General features: G+C 51.2%; 19 protein-coding genes and 1 tRNA gene. 9 read left to right on the forward strand and 11 right to left on the reverse strand.

Going from position 1 to position 24,024, the window contains the following annotated elements:
* Nucleotides 1–237 precede the first annotated feature (237 nt).
* The 6 genes from COO92_RS20625 to COO92_RS20650 form a co-directional block, all read right to left on the reverse strand.
* Nucleotides 238–963, reverse strand: coding sequence for a hypothetical protein (locus tag COO92_RS20625; protein ID WP_133125100.1), 726 nt, complete (start codon nt 961–963; stop codon nt 238–240).
* 68 nt (nt 964–1,031) lie between these two features.
* Complete coding sequence (locus COO92_RS20630; RefSeq protein ID WP_101304831.1) at nt 1,032–2,666, reverse strand: ABC transporter ATP-binding protein; 1,635 nt, start codon at nt 2,664–2,666, stop codon at nt 1,032–1,034.
* 9 nt (nt 2,667–2,675) lie between these two features.
* Nucleotides 2,676–3,707, reverse strand: coding sequence for an ABC transporter permease (locus COO92_RS20635; protein WP_101304832.1), 1,032 nt, complete (start codon nt 3,705–3,707; stop codon nt 2,676–2,678).
* Between the two features lie 2 nt (nt 3,708–3,709).
* The gene (locus COO92_RS20640; RefSeq protein ID WP_101304833.1) at nt 3,710–4,825 is read right to left on the reverse strand and encodes a microcin C ABC transporter permease YejB; all 1,116 of its coding nucleotides are present in this window, start codon (nt 4,823–4,825) and stop codon (nt 3,710–3,712) included.
* Between the two features lie 3 nt (nt 4,826–4,828).
* Complete coding sequence (locus COO92_RS20645; RefSeq protein ID WP_240626547.1) at nt 4,829–6,673, reverse strand: extracellular solute-binding protein; 1,845 nt, start codon at nt 6,671–6,673, stop codon at nt 4,829–4,831.
* A 323-nt stretch (nt 6,674–6,996) separates the two neighbouring features.
* Nucleotides 6,997–7,911 carry a LysR substrate-binding domain-containing protein gene (locus COO92_RS20650; protein WP_022732672.1) on the reverse strand — a complete coding sequence of 305 codons (915 nt, stop codon included), beginning with the start codon at nt 7,909–7,911 and terminating at the stop codon, nt 6,997–6,999.
* Nucleotides 7,912–8,077: 166 nt separating this feature from the next.
* On the opposite strand from COO92_RS20650, the gene COO92_RS20655 reads away from it, so the two are divergent.
* Nucleotides 8,078–8,287 carry a DUF1127 domain-containing protein gene (locus COO92_RS20655; protein ID WP_022732673.1) on the forward strand — a complete coding sequence of 70 codons (210 nt, stop codon included), beginning with the start codon at nt 8,078–8,080 and terminating at the stop codon, nt 8,285–8,287.
* A 262-nt stretch (nt 8,288–8,549) separates the two neighbouring features.
* On the opposite strand, the gene COO92_RS20660 is transcribed toward COO92_RS20655, so the two are convergent.
* From COO92_RS20660 to COO92_RS20670, 3 genes are all read right to left on the reverse strand, one after another.
* Nucleotides 8,550–9,818: a class I SAM-dependent methyltransferase gene (locus tag COO92_RS20660; protein WP_101304835.1), complete on the reverse strand. Its 1,269-nt coding sequence runs from the start codon at nt 9,816–9,818 to the stop codon at nt 8,550–8,552.
* A gap of 114 nt (nt 9,819–9,932) precedes the next feature.
* Nucleotides 9,933–10,934 (reverse strand): NADPH:quinone oxidoreductase family protein, encoded by a 1,002-nt coding sequence (locus COO92_RS20665; RefSeq protein ID WP_101304836.1) that lies wholly within the window; start codon nt 10,932–10,934, stop codon nt 9,933–9,935.
* A 140-nt stretch (nt 10,935–11,074) separates the two neighbouring features.
* Complete coding sequence (locus tag COO92_RS20670; RefSeq protein WP_101304837.1) at nt 11,075–11,380, reverse strand: hypothetical protein; 306 nt, start codon at nt 11,378–11,380, stop codon at nt 11,075–11,077.
* A 338-nt stretch (nt 11,381–11,718) separates the two neighbouring features.
* On the opposite strand from COO92_RS20670, the gene COO92_RS20675 reads away from it, so the two are divergent.
* The 6 genes from COO92_RS20675 (at nt 11,719) to COO92_RS20700 (ending at nt 16,977) form a co-directional block, all read left to right on the forward strand.
* A tRNA-Ser gene (locus tag COO92_RS20675) sits at nt 11,719–11,808 on the forward strand.
* A gap of 90 nt (nt 11,809–11,898) precedes the next feature.
* Nucleotides 11,899–13,629 carry a site-specific integrase gene (locus COO92_RS20680; RefSeq protein ID WP_101304838.1) on the forward strand — a complete coding sequence of 577 codons (1,731 nt, stop codon included), beginning with the start codon at nt 11,899–11,901 and terminating at the stop codon, nt 13,627–13,629.
* Between the two features lie 347 nt (nt 13,630–13,976).
* Nucleotides 13,977–14,813 carry a transcriptional regulator gene (locus COO92_RS20685; protein ID WP_101304839.1) on the forward strand — a complete coding sequence of 279 codons (837 nt, stop codon included), beginning with the start codon at nt 13,977–13,979 and terminating at the stop codon, nt 14,811–14,813.
* A gap of 1 nt (nt 14,814) precedes the next feature.
* Complete coding sequence (locus COO92_RS20690; RefSeq protein WP_101304840.1) at nt 14,815–15,405, forward strand: recombinase family protein; 591 nt, start codon at nt 14,815–14,817, stop codon at nt 15,403–15,405.
* 178 nt (nt 15,406–15,583) lie between these two features.
* Nucleotides 15,584–16,135, forward strand: a complete 552-nt coding sequence (locus COO92_RS20695; protein ID WP_133125101.1) for a hypothetical protein — start codon at nt 15,584–15,586, stop codon at nt 16,133–16,135.
* 2 nt (nt 16,136–16,137) lie between these two features.
* Nucleotides 16,138–16,977 carry a ParB/RepB/Spo0J family partition protein gene (locus COO92_RS20700; protein ID WP_101304842.1) on the forward strand — a complete coding sequence of 280 codons (840 nt, stop codon included), beginning with the start codon at nt 16,138–16,140 and terminating at the stop codon, nt 16,975–16,977.
* 139 nt (nt 16,978–17,116) lie between these two features.
* On the opposite strand, the gene COO92_RS20705 is transcribed toward COO92_RS20700, so the two are convergent.
* Nucleotides 17,117–17,386 (reverse strand): hypothetical protein, encoded by a 270-nt coding sequence (locus COO92_RS20705; protein ID WP_206186454.1) that lies wholly within the window; start codon nt 17,384–17,386, stop codon nt 17,117–17,119.
* A 691-nt stretch (nt 17,387–18,077) separates the two neighbouring features.
* Between COO92_RS20705 and COO92_RS20710 the strand changes: the two genes are divergently transcribed.
* Together COO92_RS20710 and COO92_RS20715 are read left to right on the forward strand one after the other, a co-directional pair.
* The gene (locus COO92_RS20710) at nt 18,078–21,044 is read left to right on the forward strand and encodes an ATP-binding protein (protein ID WP_101304843.1); all 2,967 of its coding nucleotides are present in this window, start codon (nt 18,078–18,080) and stop codon (nt 21,042–21,044) included.
* 21 nt (nt 21,045–21,065) lie between these two features.
* Nucleotides 21,066–22,748, forward strand: coding sequence for a response regulator receiver domain (locus COO92_RS20715; protein ID WP_101304844.1), 1,683 nt, complete (start codon nt 21,066–21,068; stop codon nt 22,746–22,748).
* 25 nt (nt 22,749–22,773) lie between these two features.
* Here COO92_RS20715 and COO92_RS20720 read toward each other — a convergent pair whose 3' ends face one another.
* Nucleotides 22,774–23,865 (reverse strand): DNA cytosine methyltransferase, encoded by a 1,092-nt coding sequence (locus tag COO92_RS20720; protein WP_206186455.1) that lies wholly within the window; start codon nt 23,863–23,865, stop codon nt 22,774–22,776.
* Between the last annotated feature and the right edge of the window lie 159 nt (nt 23,866–24,024).

Consider the following 24,024-nt stretch of genomic DNA (forward strand, 5'->3'; position numbering starts at 1 on the left):
GGTGATCTCCGGTGCAAAGGACGTCATCGGCATATCACGCCATTCCGATTGCACAAGTGCGTGTTGTGCAATGCCTCATGACAATGCGTCATCACGACCGGATCAGGTGCGAAGATTAAAGGCAACACACCCTTAAACCCATCACAGGATAAACCGGCAGCACCGCAACAAAATTTGCAACCGGCGGATATAAAGGGTGGGTCAGAACGTCATTTCAGGGGAGTGATCGCGTTAGCGTTAGCGTTGCTTGGCATCGCCCGGCCAGCGATCATAGAACTTGCGAACCTGAACGGAGCGCAGGGTATCTGGTGGCAAGATGGATTGTGCCGTTTTCTGCAACTGGAACTGAAGCGCCGAGAAATAGCGGTTCGGCACGGGCGCAAACGGACTAAAAGGCGGCTCGGGTGTGATTTCCTCGCCTTTTTCGGCCGCTTCTTCGGCGGCTTTTGCCTCAGCCTCAAGTTCTTCTTCGGTTTTGGCAGGCGGGGGTGGCAACAAGGCCGGCGCGTCAAACTTAAAGCCACGTTTGCCCGGTTCGCGGTTTTCAAAGCGGCTTTGAGTATCGCGGTACATCAGACGTTGCAAATCAACCAGAAACGCATTGATGATCTTTGGCATCCGGCTTTCGATCACCTCGACATCCTGTTTGGTCGCGGCCTCAAGCCAGATGTTGAAAACAAGTTGGCGAATGGTCCCAGATTTGGGCAGCACGACGGTCAGTGACACCGGATCGGGGATGATCACTGTATCGGGAATGACCGGTTCGGTATTGGCGACTTCTTCCTCGGCAGCGGGTTCTTTTTTCGATGATGCATTGGCCGGGGCAACCGCCATCATAAAGACAAGTGCACTTAACATCATGGCAAGCATGCCCACAGCGGTCCGCCGCAGGAAGGCCAAGTTAGCGCTGGCGTTGGCATTGGCTTTTGGCTGCTTAAAAGACGCCATCAACGAAATGCTCACGTTTATCACCTTGTTTTCAGTAGCTTATTTAACTTCTTGTAGCATCTAATACCGGTATCTGTCCGCAATCAGTTCCTGACAAAATCTGTCCCGGCTGCACGCAGATCAAGGGCCGCGGCCAGAAGCGCCTTGGTATAGGGTTGCTGCGGATGATCAAACACGTCCGCCGCCGCCCCGCTTTCGACCAGTTTACCGTTCTGCATCACCATCACCCGATGTGAAAGTGCGCGCACCACCCGCAAATCATGGCTGATAAACAGGTAGGCCATCTTGTGGCGTGCCTGCAAATCGCGGAGCAATTCAACAATTTGCGCCTGTACCGACATATCAAGGGCCGACGTTGGTTCATCCAGTACGATAAAGCGCGGCTTTAGGACCAATGCGCGGGCAATCGAAATGCGTTGGCGCTGGCCCCCGGAAAATTCATGCGGATAGCGGTCCATGGCATTTTGCGGCAGATCGACCTCAACAAGCGCCTCGGAAATGCGTTTTTGACGCTCGGCCGGGGTTAAGTCCGGTTCATGGATTTCAAGCCCCTCGCCGACGATCTGGGCGATGGACATGCGCGGGCTGAGCGATCCGAACGGATCCTGAAATACCACCTGCATGTCGCGGCGCAGGGTGCGTAAATCTGCCCCGGCAAATTTGCGGATATCCTTGCCGCCAAACCGGATGTCACCATCGGATTTCAACAGACGCAGGATTGCCATCGCAAGGGTCGTCTTACCCGATCCACTTTCCCCGACAATACCAAGCGTTTCGCCCTGCTTCAATGTCAGTGAAATATGATCGACCGCATCAAGGTAGCTTTCGGGGCGGCCAAGCAATCCTTTGCGGCCAATCGGAAAGCGCACCTGAATGTTGCTGGTTTCAAGAAGGTCAGCGGCATTTTCGGGCAAATCCGGTGCATTGCCACTTGGCACGGCGGCCAGCAATTTTTGGGTATAGGGGTGCTGTGGATTTTCAAACAATCCATGGCCTGTTCCGCGTTCGACGATTTCGCCGTCTTTCATCACACAGACGTTTTGCGCCATTTTCTGAACGATTTGCAGATCATGGGTGATCAGCAACAAACCCATGCCAAGCTTTGACTGCAAATCTTGCAGCAGCTCAAGAATCTGGGCCTGAATGGTGACGTCCAATGCCGTGGTCGGTTCATCCGCAATCAGAAGTTCCGGTTCATTGGCAAGCGCCATGGCGATCATGACGCGTTGACGCTGCCCGCCCGAGAGTTCATGGGGCAGGGCCCTCAACCGTGACGACGGATCGGGGATGCCAACCAGATCAAGCAGTTCGAGAATGCGTGCGCGTGCCTTACCGCCGCGCAATCCTTTATGAAGCAGCAACACCTCGCCGATCTGCTTTTCGATGTTATGGAGCGGGTTCAGCGAGGTCATCGGTTCCTGAAATATCATCGAAATCCGATTGCCCCGGATTTGACGCAGCGTGCGTTCATCCGCCCCGACCATTTCGGTGCCGTCAAAGGTGATCGAGCCCGATGGATGGGTCGCACGCGGATAGGGCAGCAATTGCAGGATCGAAAGGGCTGTGACCGATTTTCCCGATCCGCTTTCGCCGACAAGGGCCATGGTTTCGCCGCGTCCCATCGAAAATGAAATGCCCTTAACAGCGGGAATACCGGCAAAGTTTACCGAAAGGTCGTTTACCACCAGAAGCGGCTGTGTCGATTGGGGGGTCGTCATAGCCAACTCCTAAAACGTTTTGCGCGGGTCAAAGGCATCGCGCACGGCCTCGCCGATGAAGATCAACAAACTTAACATCAACGCGATGGCAAAGAAGGCCGTCAGGCCAAGCCAAGGTGCCTGAAGATTGTTTTTACCCTGTGCCAGCAATTCCCCAAGCGATGGCGAACCGGGTGGCATGCCAAGCCCCAGGAAATCAAGCGAGGTCAGTGCGACAATCGACCCGTTCAAAACAAACGGCAGGAAGGTAATGGTCGCCACCATCGCATTGGGCAAAACATGGCGAGACATGATCCGGGTATCTGTCATGCCAAGCGCACGGGCCGCACGGACATATTCAAGATTACGCGCACGCAGGAATTCGGCACGGACAAGGCCGGTCAGGGTCATCCAGCTAAACAGCACAAGAATGAACAATAACGTCCAGAACCCCGGTGCAAACAGGCTGGCAAGAATGATCAGGATGAACAGTTGCGGCAAGCCAGACCAGATTTCGATCACGCGCTGCGCACCCAAATCAACCCAGCCGCCGAAATAGCCCTGCACCGCCCCGGCCGCAATGCCAATCACCGAACTGATCGCGGTCAGTGCCAGACCAAACAGGATAGATATCCTAAACCCGTAAATCAGGCGTGCAAGCACATCGCGCCCAAGGTCATCGGTGCCGAGCCAATGGCGAGCGGACGGCGAGGCCGGTTGCGGTTCGCGCATTTCAAAATCGATGGTGTTGTAAGAAAACGGGATCAGCGGCCAGATGGCAAAGCCGTGGTCCTCGATCTTGCCAAGGATGTAGGGGTCATAAAAATCCGTCTCGACGTCAAAATCGCCGCCATAGGCGGTTTCAGGATGGTCCGAGAGGATCGGCACATACCAGTTGTCGTCGTATTTGACGAAAATCGGTTTGTCATTGGCGACAAACTCCGCCGCCAGACAGATGACAAACAGAATGGCAAAGATAACAAGCGACCAATAGCCGCGTTTGTTGGCGCGGAAGTTGGCCATGCGACGTTTGTTAAGCGGGGATAAAATGATGTTTGGCATGATCAATCCTCCCGCGCATCAAAGTTGATCCGTGGATCAACGAAGTGATAGCTGAGATCGCTGATCAGGTTGAGCACAAGCCCAAACAGCGTGAACAGATAAAGGGTGGCAAACATCACCGGATAGTCCCGCTTCATCACCGCTTCAAAGCCGAGCAACCCAAGCCCGTCGAGCGAGAAAATCACTTCGATCAGGACCGAGCCGGTAAACAGCAAGCCGATCAAGGCACTTGGGAAACCGGCGATCACCAGCAACATGGCATTGCGAAACACATGGCCGTAAAGCACCCGTTTTTCCGTCAGGCCCTTGGCCCGTGCAGTGACGACATATTGCTTGTTAATCTCATCAAGGAACGAGTTTTTGGTCAGCATGGTCAGGGTGGTAAACCCGCCAATCGTCAATGCGGTAATCGGCAAGGCCAGATGCCAGAAATAGTCGCCGATTTTGCCCAGAAGCGACATTTCATCAAAATTCGATGAGGTTAACCCCCGAAGTGGGAACAGATCGAAATACGTCCCCCCGGCAAAGACAACAATCAGCATCACGGCAAACAGGAAGCCCGGAATGGCATAGCCGACAATGATCGCCGCCGATGACCAGACATCAAAGTTTGATCCATCGCGCACCGCCTTGGCAACCCCCAGCGGGACGGAGACCATATAAATGATCAGCGTTGACCAAAGACCCAGCGAGATCGAGACCGGCATTTTATCGACGACAAGATCAATGACGTCGCGGTCCTGAAAATAGCTTTGGCCAAAATCGAACGTCAGATAGTTCTTCATCATGATCCAGAAGCGTTCATAGGCCGGTTTATCGAACCCGAACTGCTTTTCAAGCTGGCTGATGATTTCAGGATCAAGCCCCTGTGCACCGCGATAGGTCGAGGTGGAGGAGAAATTGTTGCTTCCGCCGCCATTGCCACCACCACCGCCGCCACTTTCAGCGCCCTGATTGCTGATGCGTGCGGTTGCGGAAACGTCAGCGCCTTGAAGCTGGGCGACGATTTGTTCAACTGGACCACCCGGCGCAAATTGAATGATCGCAAAGTTCAGCACCATGATGCCAAACAAGGTGACCGGGATCAGCAAAAGGCGGCGCAGGATATAATTCAGCATTGCCTAGTACCCCCCCTTGTTTAGCTTTCGGGATTTTTCGGGATCAATCCACCAGGTCATGACCGAGGTGCCCTTAAGCGGCACGGTATCAGGCCGTCCAAACACATCCCAATAGGCCATCCGATCCCCGCCAAGATAATATTGCGGGATCACGTAAAATCCCCATTGCAGCACACGATCAAGGGCGCGCACGCGCTGCACCAGCGTTTCACGATTATCGGCATCAATCACAAGCCCGATCAGCTCATCAATCACCGGGTCGCTGATCCCGGCAAAATTCCGCGTACCGGGCTGATTGGCGGCCGACGATGACCAGAAAATTTGCTGCTCATTGCCTGGCGACAGGCTTTGTTGCCACCAGAACGTCGTCATATCGAAATCATAGGCCTGAATGCGGTTGATCCACTGCCCGGTATCAATCAGACGGATATCAAGGGTGACGCCAAGCTGACGCAGGCGGGCCTTAAGGACCAGTGCGATTTTTTCTAACCCCGGCTGGCGGATGATCAGCTCAAAGCGGAACGGTTGGCCGGTTTTGCTGTTGATCAATTGTTGATCGCGCAATTCCCAGCCAGCTTCTTGCAACAATTTGATCGAATGACGCAAAGCTTCGCGTCGGCCATTGGGTGGATCGAAATTGGGCAGATATGGTGGTTCGGTAAACAGTTCAGGGGGAAGCTTACTTTTGAAGCCCTTGAGGATGCCAAGTTCTTCGCCGGTCGGAAGACCGGTTGCGGCCAGTTCGGAATTGGCGAAATAGCTGACGTTGCGCTTATAGGCGCCATAAAACATGGCGCGGTTCAGCCATTCAAAATCAAAGGCATATTGCAAGGCTTCGCGCACCCGGCGATCAGAAAACAGCGGTTTTCGGGTGTTAAACACGTAGGCCTGCATGCCGTTTGGCAGATTATCGGGCAGGAATTCTTTTTTGATCTCGCCGTTTTGCACGGCGGGTGTGTTGTAGGCGGTGTTCCATTCGCGCGATGAATGTTCGCTTCGGACCAGATATTCACCAGCAAAGAATGCCTGACGTTCAACATCCAGATCGCGGTAGGTGTCATAGCGGATGGTATCAAAATTATTGCTGCCGCGATTGACCGGCAAATCAGCCGCCCAATAATCCTTTACCCGTTCATAGGTGATGCGTCGCCCGGCTTCGATACTTTGTATCTTATAGGCACCACTTCCTACAGGAATATCGAATGTGGTCTTTGAAAAATCGCGCCCCTCCCAATAATGTTTGGGCATGATGGCCAAGTCGGCAACGATCATCGGCAGTTCGCGGTTATTGCCCGGTTTGAAGTCAAACCGCACGGTGAGATCATCAAGCGCCTCGACCTTATCGACCTGGGCATAATACTGGCGATAGACCGGGCTGCCCTTTTCGATCAGGATATTGAACGAAAAGACGACATCGTCGGCGGTGATGTCGGTCCCATCCTGAAAACGCGCCCGCGGATCAAGATGGAAAATGGCAAAGGACCGGTCGGCGGGGTATTCGATGCTGCGCGCGATCAGGCCATAGTGCGTGCTGGGCTCGTCGGCACTTCCGACCATCAGGCTATCATACATCAGGCCAAGCCCGGAGGCGGCTGTGCCCTTCAGGGTATAGGGATTTAACGTGTCAAACGAGACACTTGAGCCTTGTACCAATGTGCCGCCCTTGGGCGCATCGGGATTGACGTAGTCAAAATTCCGGAAATCCGGCCCGTATTTCATATCACCATATAGCGAGATGCCATGGGACACGGTGGTGACAGGTGCCAGTTGCTCTTCATCAACCGATATGGTGGGTGCAGCAATGATTTTTGGCATTTCCTCGGCCTGTGCCGGAACAGAAAACGTCAAAAAGGCCCCTATTGCGATGCCCGATCCAATGCCCGCAAGCCTGCGGGGCAAGGACCTGGTGATCGTTTTGGTGTCAGTCACGGCCCGCGTGACAGCATGCGCGATCATCTGACTAATCGTCTTTCCCCTGAACTGGTCTGGTCTGGTCTTTTTTTGCGACATTCAAAACAGCGCGAACCCATTGCGATGGCCCGTGAAGCAACATGATCACGATACCGGACATTCTGTCACCCTGATACTACCGTTTCAGTTCGTTCATTAGAACCGCTTCAGTGCATAGATGAAGGATAAAATGGTGCATTTTCAAGGCATCATCACGTTATTTAGTCTTTCTGTGCCAATTTTCTTCTTTCGGTTTCAAGTCGGATTTCCGCCATCAACCAATTGCGAAAGGCACGGACCTTACGCCGTTCCAATCGGCCCTCGGGATAGCACAGCGAATAGGCATAGGGGCTGTCGACCGGCAAGTTGAACGGCACGGTCAAGCGGTTGGTGACAACATATTCGCCGATCATCGCCGGGTCCGAAATCACCACGCCAAAGCCACTTGCCGCGGCCTCCATCGCCATATCAAGGGTGGCAAAGACCGGACCGCGATCCGCATCGACCCCCTTGATCCCGGTTTCGGCCAGCCAGATCCGCCAATCTTCGCGTGAGGCCGAGCAGTGCAACAAGGTCACATCGCCAAGGTCTTCGGGGTTTTTAAGCTGCTTGGCCAAGTTGGGGTGACAGACCGGCAGCAATCGTTCGCCGGTCAGAAATTCGTGTACCAGTTGTTCGTCCTGAATGTCGGCGAACCGGATGGCGATGTCTGTTTCGTTAAAATCGACCGGGGCCTTGTCATCATTATAGGTGCCCAGTTGCACCTGAAGATCGGGGTGTTCCATCTGAAACCGGCCGAGACGCGGCACGATCCAGCGCATGGAAAAAGTCAGCGGGGCGAGCACACGCAACTGGGTGTCATCGGCGCGGTCCTCGACCTTGGCCACCGTTTGTTCGATCGCATCAAAGGCCGGGGTCAAACCAAGCAACAGGTTCCGCCCGGCACGTGTCAGTTTCAAACTGCGGTGCTGCCGATCAAACAGTTTGCGCCCAAGCACATCTTCAAGGTGCTGGACCTGTCGACTGACGGCGCCTTGGGTCACGTTAAGCTCATGTGACGCTTTGGTGAAACTTTCAAGACGACCGGCCACTTCAAAGGCACGAAGCGCATTTAACGGCAAAGGGCGACGTTTCATGAGGAGGGCTCTGCATGACTAAAACTCATGCAATGATGACTAAAGATGGTTTGAGCGCAAGTGTTTTTAGGTTTAACCCTGAGTTTAGAAGAATTCAGAGACACAAAACACAGACACTCGGCCGCGAATTGTTGAGAGCAGGCCGTAAGATTGAAGGAATGAGATCATGGTCGCGATCACCAAAGATGCCGGTGCCTTTGTCACCACCCGTCGTCCAAACACCACCATCACCCTGATGGATATGCCGCGCCAGTGGGTTAAACGCTATGACCTGCGTCAGAAGCTGGCGGTGATGGACTCCCGTATGCTGCGCGATATTGGCTGGAACGTTTTTGACGCCCGTCGCGAAGCTGCCAAGCCATTCTGGAAAGCCTAGGCTTTACGCCTTTGCCCCAAACCAAAGAGATTTAAAATGTCTGCCCGTATGTTTCGCCTTCAGGGGCCACTTTCATTCCCCTTGCAGGTTATTGACGCTCTGATGAGCGCCTTGAGAATCCCAAGCGCCAAATAAGGCGCTTATGTTTCGATCTCCCTGAACGCAACTCCGACTTCCCCCGTTGGAGGGTGCGTATATGAAAACCGGTCACATCCCTGTTGACCGGTTTTCTTTTTGCGCAACGACGCAAGGAAGGTCCGCCTTACTTCTTTTCGGGCAGATGCAAATACATGATGTTTGCCGCACTCAGCACCGAATACATCACGGCAAACTGCGCGTTGAATTCGTATTTTTCCGGCTTGGGGTCAAACATCTTATAAATCTCGCCGATGCTGCGTTTGCCATCAATCCGCGACAGGATCGCCGGGCTGGCAGCCGGCATGGTGCGGGTCACGGCAAGGCCGGTAAAGGTGATTTTGATGTTGCCGGTTTTGGCAACCGAGCGTGCCAAGGCGGGCCCATCCACACGGGTAAAGAACGGAATGGCGTCTTCGGATGGCATCGGCGGTTTGACCTTGTTTTTGGCCTTCACCACGTAAAATGTGTGCTTGGTGATATTGCCCGCCATCAGTTCGGCCAGGGCGGCACGCGCACGAAACGGCACATGCACCGCCCGGTCAAGCACATCATGGCGCGAACAATAGGTCGTCGGGTCATAGCGCATCGGTTCGACAAAGTTCTGAAGACGCAAACCAGCCTGTTCGGTGAAATCAAATACCTCATCCACCCGGTAGGCCCGGTCCTGTTGATGGAGCAACAGATCATAAAACCCGGCATCGCCGCCGTGGACATGATCACCGACAAACGGATTGCGTTTGAGCCAGTTGGTGCCCGGCAGGCTGTTAAACAGCGCCTTGCCGAAATTCAAACGTCGCGCCCCGCCGGCTTCGGCGTTCATGCGCTCCATCATTTCCTGCATATGGTAGACGCCGGTGCGCCCGAGCTCACCATAGACCATCAACCCCATGCCACCACTGGGTTTGAGCGCATCAGACAATGCGCGTAATCCGGCATCCGGATCAGGCAGGTGATGGAGCACGCCGCAGCAATCAATATAATCAAACGGGCCATGTTCGACCGCCAGATCGACAAAGGAACCGGTGACAAAGGTGACGTTTTTTTCAAGATTGCGGCGCTTGATCCGCGCCTCGGCGATGGCGCGCGAGCTTTCGGACAGATCGATATAGACAATTTCCGCCTTGGCCTTGCGGTCCCGGGCCTGCTGGGCCAGCATCACCAAGGCATCCCCGGTTCCACCACCGGCAACCAAAATCCTGATTTTGCCTTTGGCGGAAGGGTCGCGCCCGCCAAACACAAAATGCACCACCTCATCCCAGTTGCCCGGAGAGCCTGTGATCAGGCGCTTATCCTCATCGTCCGGATCGCGTGCCGGATAAGGATAGCTTTCATACTGATCGCGCGTCTTGGCAGACGATGACACAGCATCAGGCATTTTTTTGTCGTCGGGCATTACCGCGGGTTCCAGTAGATCATCGAGTGGGACAGCGCCATCCTATACCAAGGAATTAATTAATAAAATCCGGCGATTTGCTTAATATCAGACTTTGTTGAAACAACAGCCACCTTAGGCGTCCTGACAGGTGATCACGAGCTTGCCGGTTGCGGTGCGATCGGCAATCGCAGCAAGGGCCTGCATAGCGTCCGACAGGGGATAGCGGCGTGAAATCATCGGAGTGATTTTACCCGCCGACAACATCGCGACAAGTTCCGCCATGCCGGCACGCGCAATGTCGGGATTTTGCAGTAAATAGGCGCCAAAATAAAAGCCCATGGCCGCGACATTCTTGACCAAAAGAATATTGGCCGGGATTTGCGGCACGGTGCCACTGGCAAAGCCAATCAGCAAGATGCGCGCACCGGGTGCCACACAGCGCAGGCTTTGGTCAAACACATCCCCACCAACCGGGTCATAGACCACGTCAACCCCGTCCTGCATCCCCGGCGGGCGGTTAAGCCCGGCGACAATGTCGCGCACCCGATCCCGGATGCTTTGCGTTTTGTAATCAATAACGTAATCGGCACCATGGTCGCGCGCGATCTGGCATTTTTCCGCCCCGCCCGCCGTGGCGATCACCGTCGCCCCCAGCAGTTTGGCGCATTCAACCGCGGTTAGCCCAACACCGCCCGCAGCACCATGGACCAGAACAATCTCGCCCGGCTGTACGTTGGCGCGATACTTCAAACCAAACCAGCTTGTACCATATGCGATTTGAAAGGCTGCTGATGCGTCAAATGAAACTTCATCGGGTAAAGGCATGACAAGGGACGCATCGACCATGAGCCGGGTGGCATAGCCGCCCCAATCGGGCAGGGCCATGACACGATCCCCCACCGCAATGCCCCGCACATCATCGCCGATTTCCATCACAGTGCCGCTGACTTCAAAACCGGGGGAAAAGGCGCCGGTGGGGCGCTTTTGATAGGTTCCTTGCAGGATCAGGCTATCGGCGAAATTAACCCCGCAGGCCGCAACCTCAATCACCACCGCGTTTGGAGCGGCCACCGGATCAGGGTGTTCGATCAACTGCGGTTCTTCACCGAATGCGGTGCAAATCCATGCTTTCATGCCTGCTGCCTGTCCGTGGTCGGGAATAGTTGGCGACAGTGTGCCGCCTGACGAAACGACAGACAAGCCGACATTGGGCTAAACCCGCAAACAGCCCCGCACAAAGATTGCGAGATTTCAGATTGATGATGGTTTGGAAATTAGAAGATACGCTGACGTTTGCGTTTGCGGGTCAGCACCAGCAACACGACGGCCGGCACAAACAGCACCACAAGGGCCGGGGCCAGCAGTACAGGGACAAAGATATTGTCCCAGATCCAGACCGAAACGTAACGCTGTATGACCGATTGCAACAGGTTCAGGCTTCCGGCATCAAGGCGATACCAGAGCTCTCCGGCGGCTGCCAGACGAAAACTACCTGTCTGAAGCGCCGTGATGGCCCCATCGACCAGCACCGCAATGCTGGCGAAAAGCAACAACCATCCCAACGCCCTGAAAAACCACATTGTCTTCTCCGCACCACCCCGCAAGGATGGGTATATTAGAAAATTATGCAGACACCCTAACGGCAAGACCCCATCGACGTAAAGTGTTGCAGGGTTTCAGTGTTATTTATCTTGCAGGTCGAGAACCCTGACATGAAACATTAGTCATCAGACCTCAATAAGAAGTAAAGATTGCGCCAGACCACGTTTTCTCAACCCTGACAGCCTTGATCAAAGCCGCCGTCAGCGCTGTTTTAGGGCGGATTTCCCGAAAGTGAAAAAAGAGGCTGATTGGCCCTTGTCAAGCAAGGGCGGGTCGGCTAATGTCCGCCCGCTTTCGCGATATATAGATCGCATGTGGAGAGGTGGCCGAGTGGTTTAAGGCGCACGCCTGGAAAGCGTGTTGGGGTGTAAGCCCCTCAGGGGTTCGAATCCCCTCCTCTCTGCCACAATCCTTGAAAACCCCAAAAATCCCCTAAAGCGCTGTCATTACTGCGTTTTATATTCCCGTTGTTCCATTGGACTGTTACAGTGGAGCTATGGAAAAGATGACTGGACATCCTCGCTTATATCGCCGTGGGGCAACTTACTATCACCGTGCAGCTATACCGGTTGATATTAAGGGCACATACCCCAAAACCGAGGAAACGTTCTCCTTAAAAACCAGTAATTACCAACAAGCCTTGAAGCTTGTTCGTATCGCTGCGGCGGAAACAGACAGCAAGTTTGAGAAACACCGTCGGCAAATAGCACTGCAAACCCGCCCATACATCGACGAGCTTTCTGACAATCAAATCAAGCGACTTGGCGAAATGTACTTCGCATCACGCTTGGATGAGGATGAAGAAACGCGCCTTGAGGGTTTCTACGATCCCGATGATGTGAATGCAGAGCTACACCCGACCCCAAGACCAACGTTCGATGAGTATAGTGAACTTGGGGAGGCAATGACCGAAGACAACAAACACAACTACGCCAGAGGCAAAGCTGATCCGTTCTTTATAGGCGAAGCAGAAGACATCCTTAGCTGGGATGGCGTTGACATCAACCTTTCACCAACGTCATCAAGCCTCAAAAAGCTTGCAAGAGAGCTGCAGGCAGCCTCCATTCGGGCCGCTAAGTCAATCAAGGCTCGCAATGACGGTGAAGTTGTTGAAACCCCGTCTAATGCTGCCATGCCCCCTATTGGATCAACCACAATAAAGCTCTCCGCCGCCATTGAGCAGTGGGCAGACGAAAAAGCTCGCACCACTTGGGTTCCTAAGACGGAAAAAGAGCATCGCATATGGATGGGACACTTCGTTGATATCGCAGGTGACCACCCCATCAACAAATACACAAAAGCGCATGGTCGTGCCTTTAAGAACGTCCTATTGAACCTGCCGCCGAACTGGACCAAGCATACTACTATTGCAGGTATTCCGATTGAACAGGCTGCAGCGAAGGCGAAGGAGCTTGGCCTCAAGCCAATGAGCGAGAAGAATGTGAACAAGCTGATCGGGTTTGTTGGATCATTCTGGAATTGGGCAGAAAACAACTACGACGATGCTCCGCTGAACCCGCTCAAAGGCCTGAAGATCAAACTAAGAGCGGACGTCCGCGAGGAACGCGACCCTTTCACCACTGAAGAATTGAACACTATCTTCCGAGCACCGCTATTCACTGGATGCAAGTCTAAGCGCGAATGGAAGTCATCCGGCGACCTAATCATGAAAGAATCAGGTCGGTTCTGGGTGCCGCTGATCGCACTCTTCACTGGCGCACGGCTGGGCGAGATCATCCAGCTTTATGTGGAAGATGTTCGCGAAGAGCACGGAATACTGCACTTCGACATCAACAAGAATGGCGATGACAAACGCCTGAAGAATAACAACGCAAAGCGAATCATACCTGTCCACGCTGAACTTATTAACTTCGGCTTTCTCAGCCATATCGAAGCGCAGCGGAAAGCAAAGTCCAAACGTCTGTTTCCAGACTTACCTATGGGTTACGATGGGTACTACTCCTCACCGTTCTCAAAGTTCTTCAACAACTTTCTCATTGCTTGTGGCGTAAGGCATCCCAAGAACGCTTTTCACAGCTTTAGACATAGCTTTGAGGATGCCTGCCGCGACAGTGATGTCCCCAAAGAAATCATGGATGCACTTCAAGGTCACGGCGAACGCGGGATGTCGGCAAGGTATGGTCGAGGCTACTTCCTCGAGAAGCTCAACGAAGCAATGTCGAAACTGAATTACCGCGCTCTCGACCTCTCCCATCTGAAAGACTAACTCGACTGATTTTCGGCGGAAAAATCTGAGCGGGTATTATGTATGAGGCGGGGCGACTTTACCCCCTCCGGGGGACGGTCTTTTCTTGCATCATGTTGACCTCCACAAAACTAAGCATCCCCTAGCGGTCAGAACATTAGGCCGGATACGTTCATAAATCCCCTGTGATTTCTCACGACTGAACCCGCCGGTTATCAACGACTTGTCGTGCCCTGTATGGGCGTTCACAAACCATTCCTTTTACGAACACAAAAGCGAGAACGCATTTTTAGTGCGATCAAAACACTTGACGTGAATTGCGTGAATGCATCATATTATGAGTATCAAAACGCAAAATGTGAGTATTTATGAAAATCAAAGAAATGCGCTCCCGCATACAAATGACCCAAACTGCTCTTGCAGAACAGCTCGGCACAACTCAACAGTCAATTGCACGTTGGGAAAACGGAAAGACCGAACCGAGCGTCTCACAACTCAAAGCACTGGCTGTTGTCCTTCACTGCAGCGTCGAAGAACTCGTTGGTCCAACCTCAAACTCAGCGAAACAATCCAAGTCTCCCTTCTCATTGATTAACCCTGATATCCCATTTGGAACACTCCGACTCCGAACCAACGCTGCTTCGTTTGAGTTCCCGATTGATGAAGAAGAACGAACCCGCCTCGTCAGTTGCTTGCATGATCCGGCTTATGTCCCGGTTCAACAGAATGTTTCACGGTGGCTGTCAGCAGGAACGTTGAACAATCGCGTACTCTTCATCAACCCAGCTCACTTTCGAGAAGTCAGCTTGATTCATGATGATGTGGAAGCCATGCCCGACTTTGAACACCCGGAAGTCTATAGCGCACTCGAAAATGACGAGATCGACAACTTGGAGCCAAGCCTCAAGAAACTCTGCGAAGCTTTTATCAAAAAGAACCCTGACATTGATCCCATCGAGTGGACCAATTGCTTACAAGTTCACTTTAACAGTGGTGAGATGGAAAGCTTCTTCATGTGCGAGGAAGTAACCGAAGACCTACTAGAACTTGAACACAGCATCCATGAGGTCAGAAGTGACCAGTTCTTGCGCGTTCAAAGCGAGCGTGGATACCAGTCAATTTTCATGAACCTCAACCATGTTGCTTTTGTCAGCGCACCAGCGAATTTGTACCTGCGCCAAATCTCGGAATTGATGGAGGAATGAGATGAAACGGGCAGCACTTTACCTTCGCGTCTCAACCGATCATCAGACCACCGAGAACCAGCGCCAACATCTGACAGAAGTGGCAGAGCGAGCTGGCTGGGAGATTGTCGAGGTCTATGAAGATGCAGGCATATCAGGAGCCAAAGGCCGTAAGGATCGACCAGCGTTTGACCGTATGTGCCATGACGCCACCAGACGCCGTTTCGATGTCATCATGGCATGGTCTGTGGATCGATTGGGCCGTAGCCTGCAAGACCTTGTGACTTTCCTTGGTGAATTGCATTCATCCGGCATTGACCTGTTCCTGCATCAGCAAGGGATCGACACAACCACGCCAGCAGGCAAAGCGATGTTTCAGATGCTGGGTGTCTTTGCCGAGTTTGAACGATCCATGATCCGTGAACGTGTTATTGCCGGACTTGATAGAGCCAGAACAAACGGCAAGAAGCTTGGACGACCGGTGATTGACAACAAGAAGCGGTCTGAAGTTCTCAAGGCACGAAACACAGGGCTGTCTGTCAGAAAAATATCGCAGGAGTCTGGTCTGTCGGTCGGTGCGGTTCACAAGATCATTGCTTCCGCCACCGCCTGAGCCTTTGCGTCTATTTATTCCTTCCTGTCCGTGAGGGGACGGGCACAAGAAACGGTTAATCAATCACATGTCCACATGCCGAATGAACGGGTGTCACAAGCCGACAACCCGATGGGGCACTTTGTGCTCCACCCACAGAAACAGACAGCGACGCCACGGGCACTCGAACCAAACCGGAGTGACCAAGACGGAACTGAAGCCATATATCGAGATCGTAAGAAGGCGTAAAGCCCGCAATCAAGACAGTCCGCTTTGGACCACCCTTCAAACGCGATGGGAACAGCTTATTGAAAACGCTCGGCTAGTGCTGAAGGACCATCTAAATGGCAAAGCAATGAGCCGACATCTCGTTATGACCTCCCGCGAACTTGTTAATATTCACGAGACGGTGGAGTTCGGCGACATATCCTGCACGGCTCTCGCGATGTTCATCCTTCAAACCCAACACCCTATGCGCTTTCGAGATCAGAACGGCTTTCTTCATCAACTCACCAGACGTCTGCGCGGGCTATCGGATGTGAATGCAGGTACTTGGTTCGACCACAGCACTGGCAAAGTGAAACGGGTTTACCGTGACCTTCCGGCGAGAACCTCTCAGCAGTTTGGTCAGTCAGCTATTGAAGTCTTCGCACTGGCAGGAGCAGTCCTTGCCAAGAAGGAGATCGAAGAAGCAAACGCCAAGCAGGCTGAAAAGCTGACCATCATCAACGCTATTCAGGAGATGCAATAGCCATGACAGCAACATCCACCGCAGCATCTGCCCATGAGCATGATGATGAACCCATCTGGTTCCCACCCAAAGAAACCCTTGATGAACTCAAAAAGGACTTTGTCTCGGGGCAGGCTTTATCAGATTTGCCGCCTGAACTCCCCATAAGCCAAATCATTGAGCACCCCGAACTCTTTCAACCTCGGGAACTTGATGAAAGACATATTCATGAGCTTCGCCGTGCGATCCGAGTTGAAGGGGTTCTCGATGCCGTGACTGTCATTCAGGTAGGCGACAAAGCGATCTTGATTGACGGTCACCATCGCAGGGCATCTTACAAGCTGGCAAATGTTACCAAGCCTGTTCCTGTTCAGTATTTCCAAGGGTCACTCGAAGAAGCCGTTCTTGAAGCAGGCAAGGCAAACAGCAAAACCAAGCTGCCCATGATCACGTCCGAACGTCAGAACTATGCATGGCGGCTGGTGCTCCTTGGGACATACTCAAAGAAGCAAGTATGCGATGCTTCAGGCATTTCCGATGGTCAGGTCGCAATAATGAGGCGAGCAGAGAAAGCTCTTGGCGAGGAAGCTTATAACTTTGACGATTGGAGACGTGCTCGCGATGCCTTTAACAAGCGCGAACGCGAACCGCTGGACGACGAACAGATGGAACAATGGCTTGAAAGTCAGGCAAACGATTATGCCGATAGAATGTCCCGTGAGTTTGGCAAGAAGCTCCCACAGAACACCACAATCGCAGCACGGGCATTAGACATCTATTTCGGTCGTCGCCTCCCTGAACTCGTGATCGCACTCCAAGAGTATCTCCCAGAGATTGAAGATGATGAAGAAGCCGACTTCTAGCTTCACCCTATGCACCCCTTGCGCCATGCATTTTGCATACCCCGAAGCCTTCAAGCTTGCGTGGAGGGCCTATCCTCACCCCTCGCTGCTATCGCACGAAGTGACTCATACAGCTCTGCCGGACCAAGCAGAATGTCCTTCAGCCCCCCTGCACCTTCTTGGAATCCAGTGCTTGCTTGCTCATCGACGTGTGGGCAGCAAGCGCATCCATGATTGCATTGAAAAGTTCCGCGTTGAGGTCTGGCGAGTTGGCGAACTGTTCCTTCGAATTACTGACTGCCTGCTGGGTCAATGTGTGTGACTCCATAAGCTTGGTCTTGATGACATCGTTCACGTAAACCAGCTTGTCATCATCGGTCAGGTCACCCTCGAACAGACTGTTCACCTTCTCGATGATCTCGGAAAGCATCGCTAGCTGTTTGTTATACGCCCACCTTCGACAATGTTGGCAATTCGCTAAAGTTATATCGGTTTCTATCTCCAAATAACCGAGGTGCTTTCTGCCCTGCCTCAGTAACTTGTTATGCGATGGCGTGATCTAGGGAATATCACCTAGCGTTCATAGCCAAACGCAATCACTCTGACCAAATGCTCAACAGAATGCTGCGGTATGCAGCCACCGCACTTCAGCAATCAAGTACATTTCGAAAAACTTAGAGAATTATCAGACGATATTGCTTTTTCAGTTGATCGAAGTGAGAGCACAGTTTCCACATTTGGCACCCGATCAATAAACATCGCGAACTGCATTGACACGCAAACAAAGAAAACCCCCAACTCACTGCTGACAGCACCTATTTGCGTCATATTGGACAGAGTCTCTTACACACAATGCAACTTGAACGTGAAATCAATCCGGGTTATTCCTTAACATTAGAGACCAAGCATTATACGCAAATTATTTACCGCACCCCGACTTAGATCCAACATTGCAAGATCACCATGCCCTCAGACCTCTCGACCACCATAGCTCAGAGCTTCAACTGCCGCTGTAGACAGTGATCCCTTGGCAGGACAGGATTTCCGGGATAGCGTTGGAACTACAACAGACTTCGCCTTGCGCAGCTGCAGACGATACAATTACTTCGAATGGGAACTAGGTGGCAAAATTTCATATCAGAGCGCGAACCATTGATCTTCTTGGTCGCCAACAGATCGCCAACATCTCTACCGCAATTAGCGAGCTTTTCAAAAATGCTCATGACGCTTATGCGACTACCGCCGAAGTAGATTATTTTCGCGATGATGGCCTTTTTGTGCTCCGGGACAATGGGTTGGGTATGACGCGGACTGACTTTGAAGAGCGATGGCTGACGCTTGGAACAGACAGCAAAGTTGGCTCAAGTGCTGGACTGAACCGTCCAGCGGTCGACAAAAGCCAAGAGCCACGCCCTCTTCTTGGAGAGAAAGGCATCGGGCGCCTCGCCATAGCTGTAATCGGCCGACAGGTACTTGTTCTCACACGAGCTAAAGTGTCTGGTAAAGCCGAAGCCACCATAACCGCCGCCTATATTCATTGGGGCCTTTTTGAACTTCCGGGCATCGACCTAGAAGAGATAACCATCCCCGTCGAAACATTTAGCGCAAAAGCGTTACCTGATCACGACGACGTCCAAGCCATGGTCGATGTTGTACGCCAGAATCTGGATAATCTGTCAGACCGGATTGAGGATAATATTGTCACACAGATAAAGCAGGACATGGATGCCTTCGCGGTAGACCCCCGTGACACAGCTGATTACCTCGGAACCCCCTCCTTTGATGGACAAGGCACAGGAACACATTTCTATATCTTACCTGCTGACGAGATTATCCAAGAAGACATCGATCTTCGCGAAGAACCAACGAAACCCACTAGGTTTGAGAAAAACCTTATCGGCTTCACGAACACAATGACGCCAGAGTTTCGAAAGCCTAAGATTGTAACACAATTCCGCGATCATATTGACGAGGGCGAGCCTATCGAGCGTGTTGGTGAAAAAGCGTTCTTTAGTCCGAATGAATTTCAACAAGTTGACCACCATATCCGCGGCAGATTCGATGAATACGGCCAATTTCATGGGAAGGTAGGCGTTTACCAAACCACCCCTACTGAATATGTGCTCAACTGGGATAATGCTGACGGCAAACCCACAAAGTGCGGCCCGTTCGATTTTTCTATCGCCGTGATTCAACCAACTCCGCGGGACTCACTAGTAGAACCCACAGAACACGCGCTTATTCGACGTAAGCTTGAGCGTCATGGCGGCATTTACATCTACAAAGACGGAGTTAGGGTTCAGCCGTATGGAGGCCCTGACTTCGACTTTCTAGATGTTGAGAGAAGACGAAATCTGCGAGCTGGAACAGCATACTACTCGTTCAGAAACATTATGGGAGCCATCGAGCTAACATCTGGCGACAATGCAAACCTTGTCGAGAAGGCAGGTCGCGAGGGCTTCAGAGAAGATAAAGCTTATCGCCAGTTCCGCAGCATTTTAATGAACTTTTTCATACAGTCCGCAGCCGACTTTTTTGGTGAGAAGGGTAAGTATTCTGAAGAATGGAACGAAAAACGCAATGAACTGCAACATCTTGATGATGTCAGGAAGCAGCGAGAAAAGCATTCGAGAAAAAAGAAGAATGCGTTTGCAACACAACTAGAGGAATTTTTCGAGAAACTGGATTCAGGCACCCTCCCTCTATCCGCTGCAAATGCCCTCGAAACGCTTAAGAGCCGGGTCGAAGCTGAACTAAATAGTAAAAAGCCAGCACAGACAAAAGCCCTTGCAATCGCTCGCCTAGAAGATGAAGCCAAGCAAACTATTGATAAAATTCGGAAAGATAGCGCAATTACCAAGCCACGAGGCATCGGGCTGAACAACAAAATTCGGAACAACTGGCAAGCATATCAATCTGAGTTTGATCGATTTGTTAAGCGTACTCTGTTGCCTACAGAAAAGAAAATCGAAGAATTTATTACCTCAACAATCCACGACAACAAACTTAACCTTGATCCTGGCAAGCGCCTGTATGCTGCAGTGGACAAGCACGCAAAAGAAGCATTTACATCAATAAAATCTCTAAGAACTCAGACCGAGGAATCCCTAACAGACTTAACAAAGATCATAAGAGAAAATACAAAAAATAGCTTCAGAACTGTTTCCAAGGCAGTAGATGATGTTCGAGTAGAACTCGAAACACTTAAGGATGCAAAACAAACTGAGTTCGATTTCTCAGCAAAAAGAGAAGAATTCGAAAACTCTGTCAGCATAACCTTCGAGAAAGAAAGCGAAAACCTTCGCCGTATATCCAGCCAACTGGAAGCTATTCTGACATCACTGCAGAAGGATGGAACAGACTTCATTGAAGTGACCGAAGCGCTTGAGGAAGAAGTGGTAGCACTACGGGAGCGCCAAGATGCTGACTTTGAACTGGCGCAGATTGGAATGGCACTAAACACAATCAATCATGAATTTGGCAAGACAGCAGGAAGCCTCAGAAGCGGCTTAAGACGCATGAAATCGTGGGCCAGCGCTAACCCCGAAATGAAGAGCCTATATGATGACATGCGAGTGAGTTTCGATCATTTGGATAACTACCTCGCATTATTCAATCCACTTGATCGCAGACTGCAAAGAACAGCGGTTCAAATCACGGGGCATGAGATCTTTCGGTTTGTATCAAATCTCTTCGAGAAACGCCTAGAACGCCACAGCGTCAAGCTGAGTGCAGATCAGGGGTTTAGAGAACACGTTATCGAAGGTTTTCAAGCAGACTTCTACCCTGTCTTCGTGAATTTAGTTGATAACGCGATTCATTGGACATCCGCCAAAAAGAACAATCAAGGCCAGATCGAACTAACAAAAGATGGGGATGATCTATGCGTTAAAGACAATGGGCGGGGGGTAAGCAGCATTGACGTTCTCAATATTTTTGAAATGAACTTTACCCGTAAAGCTGGTGGGCGAGGGATGGGATTGCATATCTCGCGACAAGCACTTGAACGAGTTGGATACGAGTTAACACTCGATCCACCAATTCAAGGAACAGGCGCTTGCTTCCGCATATCGAGAGTATCTCAGTAAATTTTCCGGACATTTCATGCGATGACTTTTTCTGAAGACCAATACAAAGCAGCCAGCTCCTTCGCATACACAATGATTGTTGTGGATGATGAACCTATTGCTGAAGCGCTTGAAAAAGCCCCCACGACGACAGTGAGGAAACCCGGAAGAAAAGATTCTGCTGCAGCAAAACACGCACCGAAGGACAAGCCACCGACCGACGCAAAACACAGTCACCCGCTTGACGCAAAAGGCCTGATCAAAAGCGCACTTGATTTAGGGCTGGTTTGCTCAGTGGTGAACCCTACCGGCGACGAAGTCAATATACCTAAAAGCGTCTCACAGGCTGCAGTTCGTGCGGACATCGTTTCGCTAGACTGGCACATGAACAAAGGCGATGAAGGCAACCTCGCCTCCGAAATTATTAAGCAAATACTTATCGCTGATGAAAAATCCGGAGGGCGCCTTCGACTCATTGCCATATATACAGGCAACAAAGATCGAAAAAGCATACTGGAAGCTATAGCAAAGCGATTGAACTCAGCGAAGCAACTAAAACAAAAGGTCACGCACAACGGTGAAACTGTAACTAATACAACTGGCCTACGCATTGTTTGGCGCGAGAAAAGGATGGGCAACAAAAGACTTAAGAGCGCCTTAAGCGAAGCCGAACTACCTAAAGAACTACTCCGCGAGTTTGCAAAACTGTCCAATGGCTTGCTCTCGAACGTAGCATTAGCGACAATTTCGTCGATGCGTGACACCACTCACCACGTTTTAAGCAAGTTTTCTGCTGAATTGGATGGACCATTTTTCCACCACCGCTCTCTTCTAGAGAACAATACAGATTCGATGGACTACGCGGTTTCCATAGTCATGAGCACATTGAAATCAGAGGTTAACAAGTCAAAAGTTATCTCGAACCATGCCACCCCCGAAGCCATAAAGCGCCGGCTCGATGCAATGCCGCAAAGTCCAGAAAAATTTGTTTTGCATTACTTAAACAATAATAAAAAACTCAAGAAGTTTACCTTAAATTCTGAAGATGTCATAACCTTGATCGAGGAAGGATTTAAGAAATGGAACGCAACAAAAAAAGACGATGCCCTTAAAAGACAGGATAATAAACAAGAAAGTCCGGTACCATCGAAGGATCAGTTTAACAAAAACTTTTCAACTTTGTTCTCTGACAGCTTGGAAGCAGCAGAGTCAAACATGCATGAATTCTCTTTCCTCACAAACTCTGCTACCAGCGAGATCAGCAGTGTACACAAAGAGACTCCTCCAAGACTAGGTCTTGGCTCCGTCATGTACTCGAAGAAAGATGGCTATTTTCTTTGCCTACAAGCAACCTGTGACACTGTACGAGGTACCGGATCGTTTTTCTTCATTCCCTTGGATACAACAACAACGGGTTCGCCAGACATTGTTGTCCCACATGGAGAGGAGCAGCACAAAATAAAACTCGTTGCTTTGTCCGTACCATCGAGATCTTACACCAAATCTCGCGCTGTGAACTTTGGCTCAATAGAGCCTTCCGTGGGATATGTCCCAATAAAATATAATCGCAGAGATAAAGGTTATTTTGTAACAGACAGCAAGAAAGTACGTTACCGCTGGCTTGCAAACTTAAAGTACAAGCGAGCATTGCGAATTGCACAAAACATGACTCAAGAAATTACTAGAATTGGCTTCGATGAATTCGAGCCATTCAGAAGCAAGTGATTTTTTCTGCGATACCCAGAGATCATTAACCGCTAGCTAATGTTTCAGAAATCTTCACCGCGTGTCTGCGGATAAACTCAGGAGGCAACGCATTTCCAATCATTAAGGCGACTTTATCCCTACCGCCGGACAGGTCGAACTGATAATCAGCCGGAAAAGTTTGGAACAGAGCGGCCTCTCGCAGACTAATCGCGCGGTCCTCTTCCGGGTGCAAGTACCTACCCTTTGAGGGGTTTCCGCATCCCCCCGTCATAGTAGGAGAAACTTCATCCCAAGACATTCGGCCATATACATCTCGGAACCCAGATTTCTTATCCTTGTGGCAGTTTAGGACAAGATGATCTGGCAAGGCGATTCTTGAACCACCGTCTTTCGGAATGTTCCTGATGATCTCCATAACCCGTTCTGTCCTTTTAGAAATATGGTCATGCAGTGGATCATCAGCCTCACCAACTGGAGCGAGCTTCACAGCATCGAGGCATTTCCTAACCGTAATGACGTCCGACTTATCTGCCTGATCTACCTGCCCAACCTTTGAAGCAAGTAAAATCATCCTAAAGCGACGCTGAGGGACACCATACTCAGAAGCGTCTTCGACCCGCACATTTCGGCGTCCAACTTTATAGCCCAGAGCAGAGATGCGCTTTAGGAACATTCTAATGCGGGAATCCGTTGCCAGCGCAGGAACGTTCTCCATCATTAGAGCTTTAGGAGCCAATGCCTCAACAACACGCAGAAATTCGAAAAGAAGATCATTCCGATCATCTGAAACAGCTTTAGTTTTCTTTCTGGTACGCAAGGTTGAGAAGCCTTGACATGGTGGGCAACCCGCAAGCAGATCAAGTTCTCCACGCTTAAGACCTATTGCCCTAAGCAACTCCACGGCCCCTAGCTCCCGAATATCTTTGTTAAAGCAATGCACGTCAGGATGATTTAGTTGAAATGTTCGAGCTGGAACTTTTTCGATCTCAACACCAGCGAGAACTCTAAATCCAGCCTGCTTCAAACCTAACGTCAACCCGCCAGCACCGCTGAACAGATCCACAGCAGTCAACAGCTTAGGAAAATCCGCTTCAAGCTTTTGATTTATTTCGGATAACTGTGGTTTTTCTGTCAACTTCGAATCCTGAACACGCCCATTTAAAGAACATTTTTGCAATCTTAGCTTGGCTTCTCAATTGGCTCAATATGCAAATCCCTGAAGCTACGCAGACTGCTGTACGCACCTGAAACGCCGCGAACCACGATTAGATCCTGAAGACCGATCACTCGTATC

Origin of the sequence: Thalassospira lohafexi (assembly GCF_002844275.1) — a bacterium.
Classification (GTDB): domain Bacteria; phylum Pseudomonadota; class Alphaproteobacteria; order Rhodospirillales; family Thalassospiraceae; genus Thalassospira; species Thalassospira lohafexi.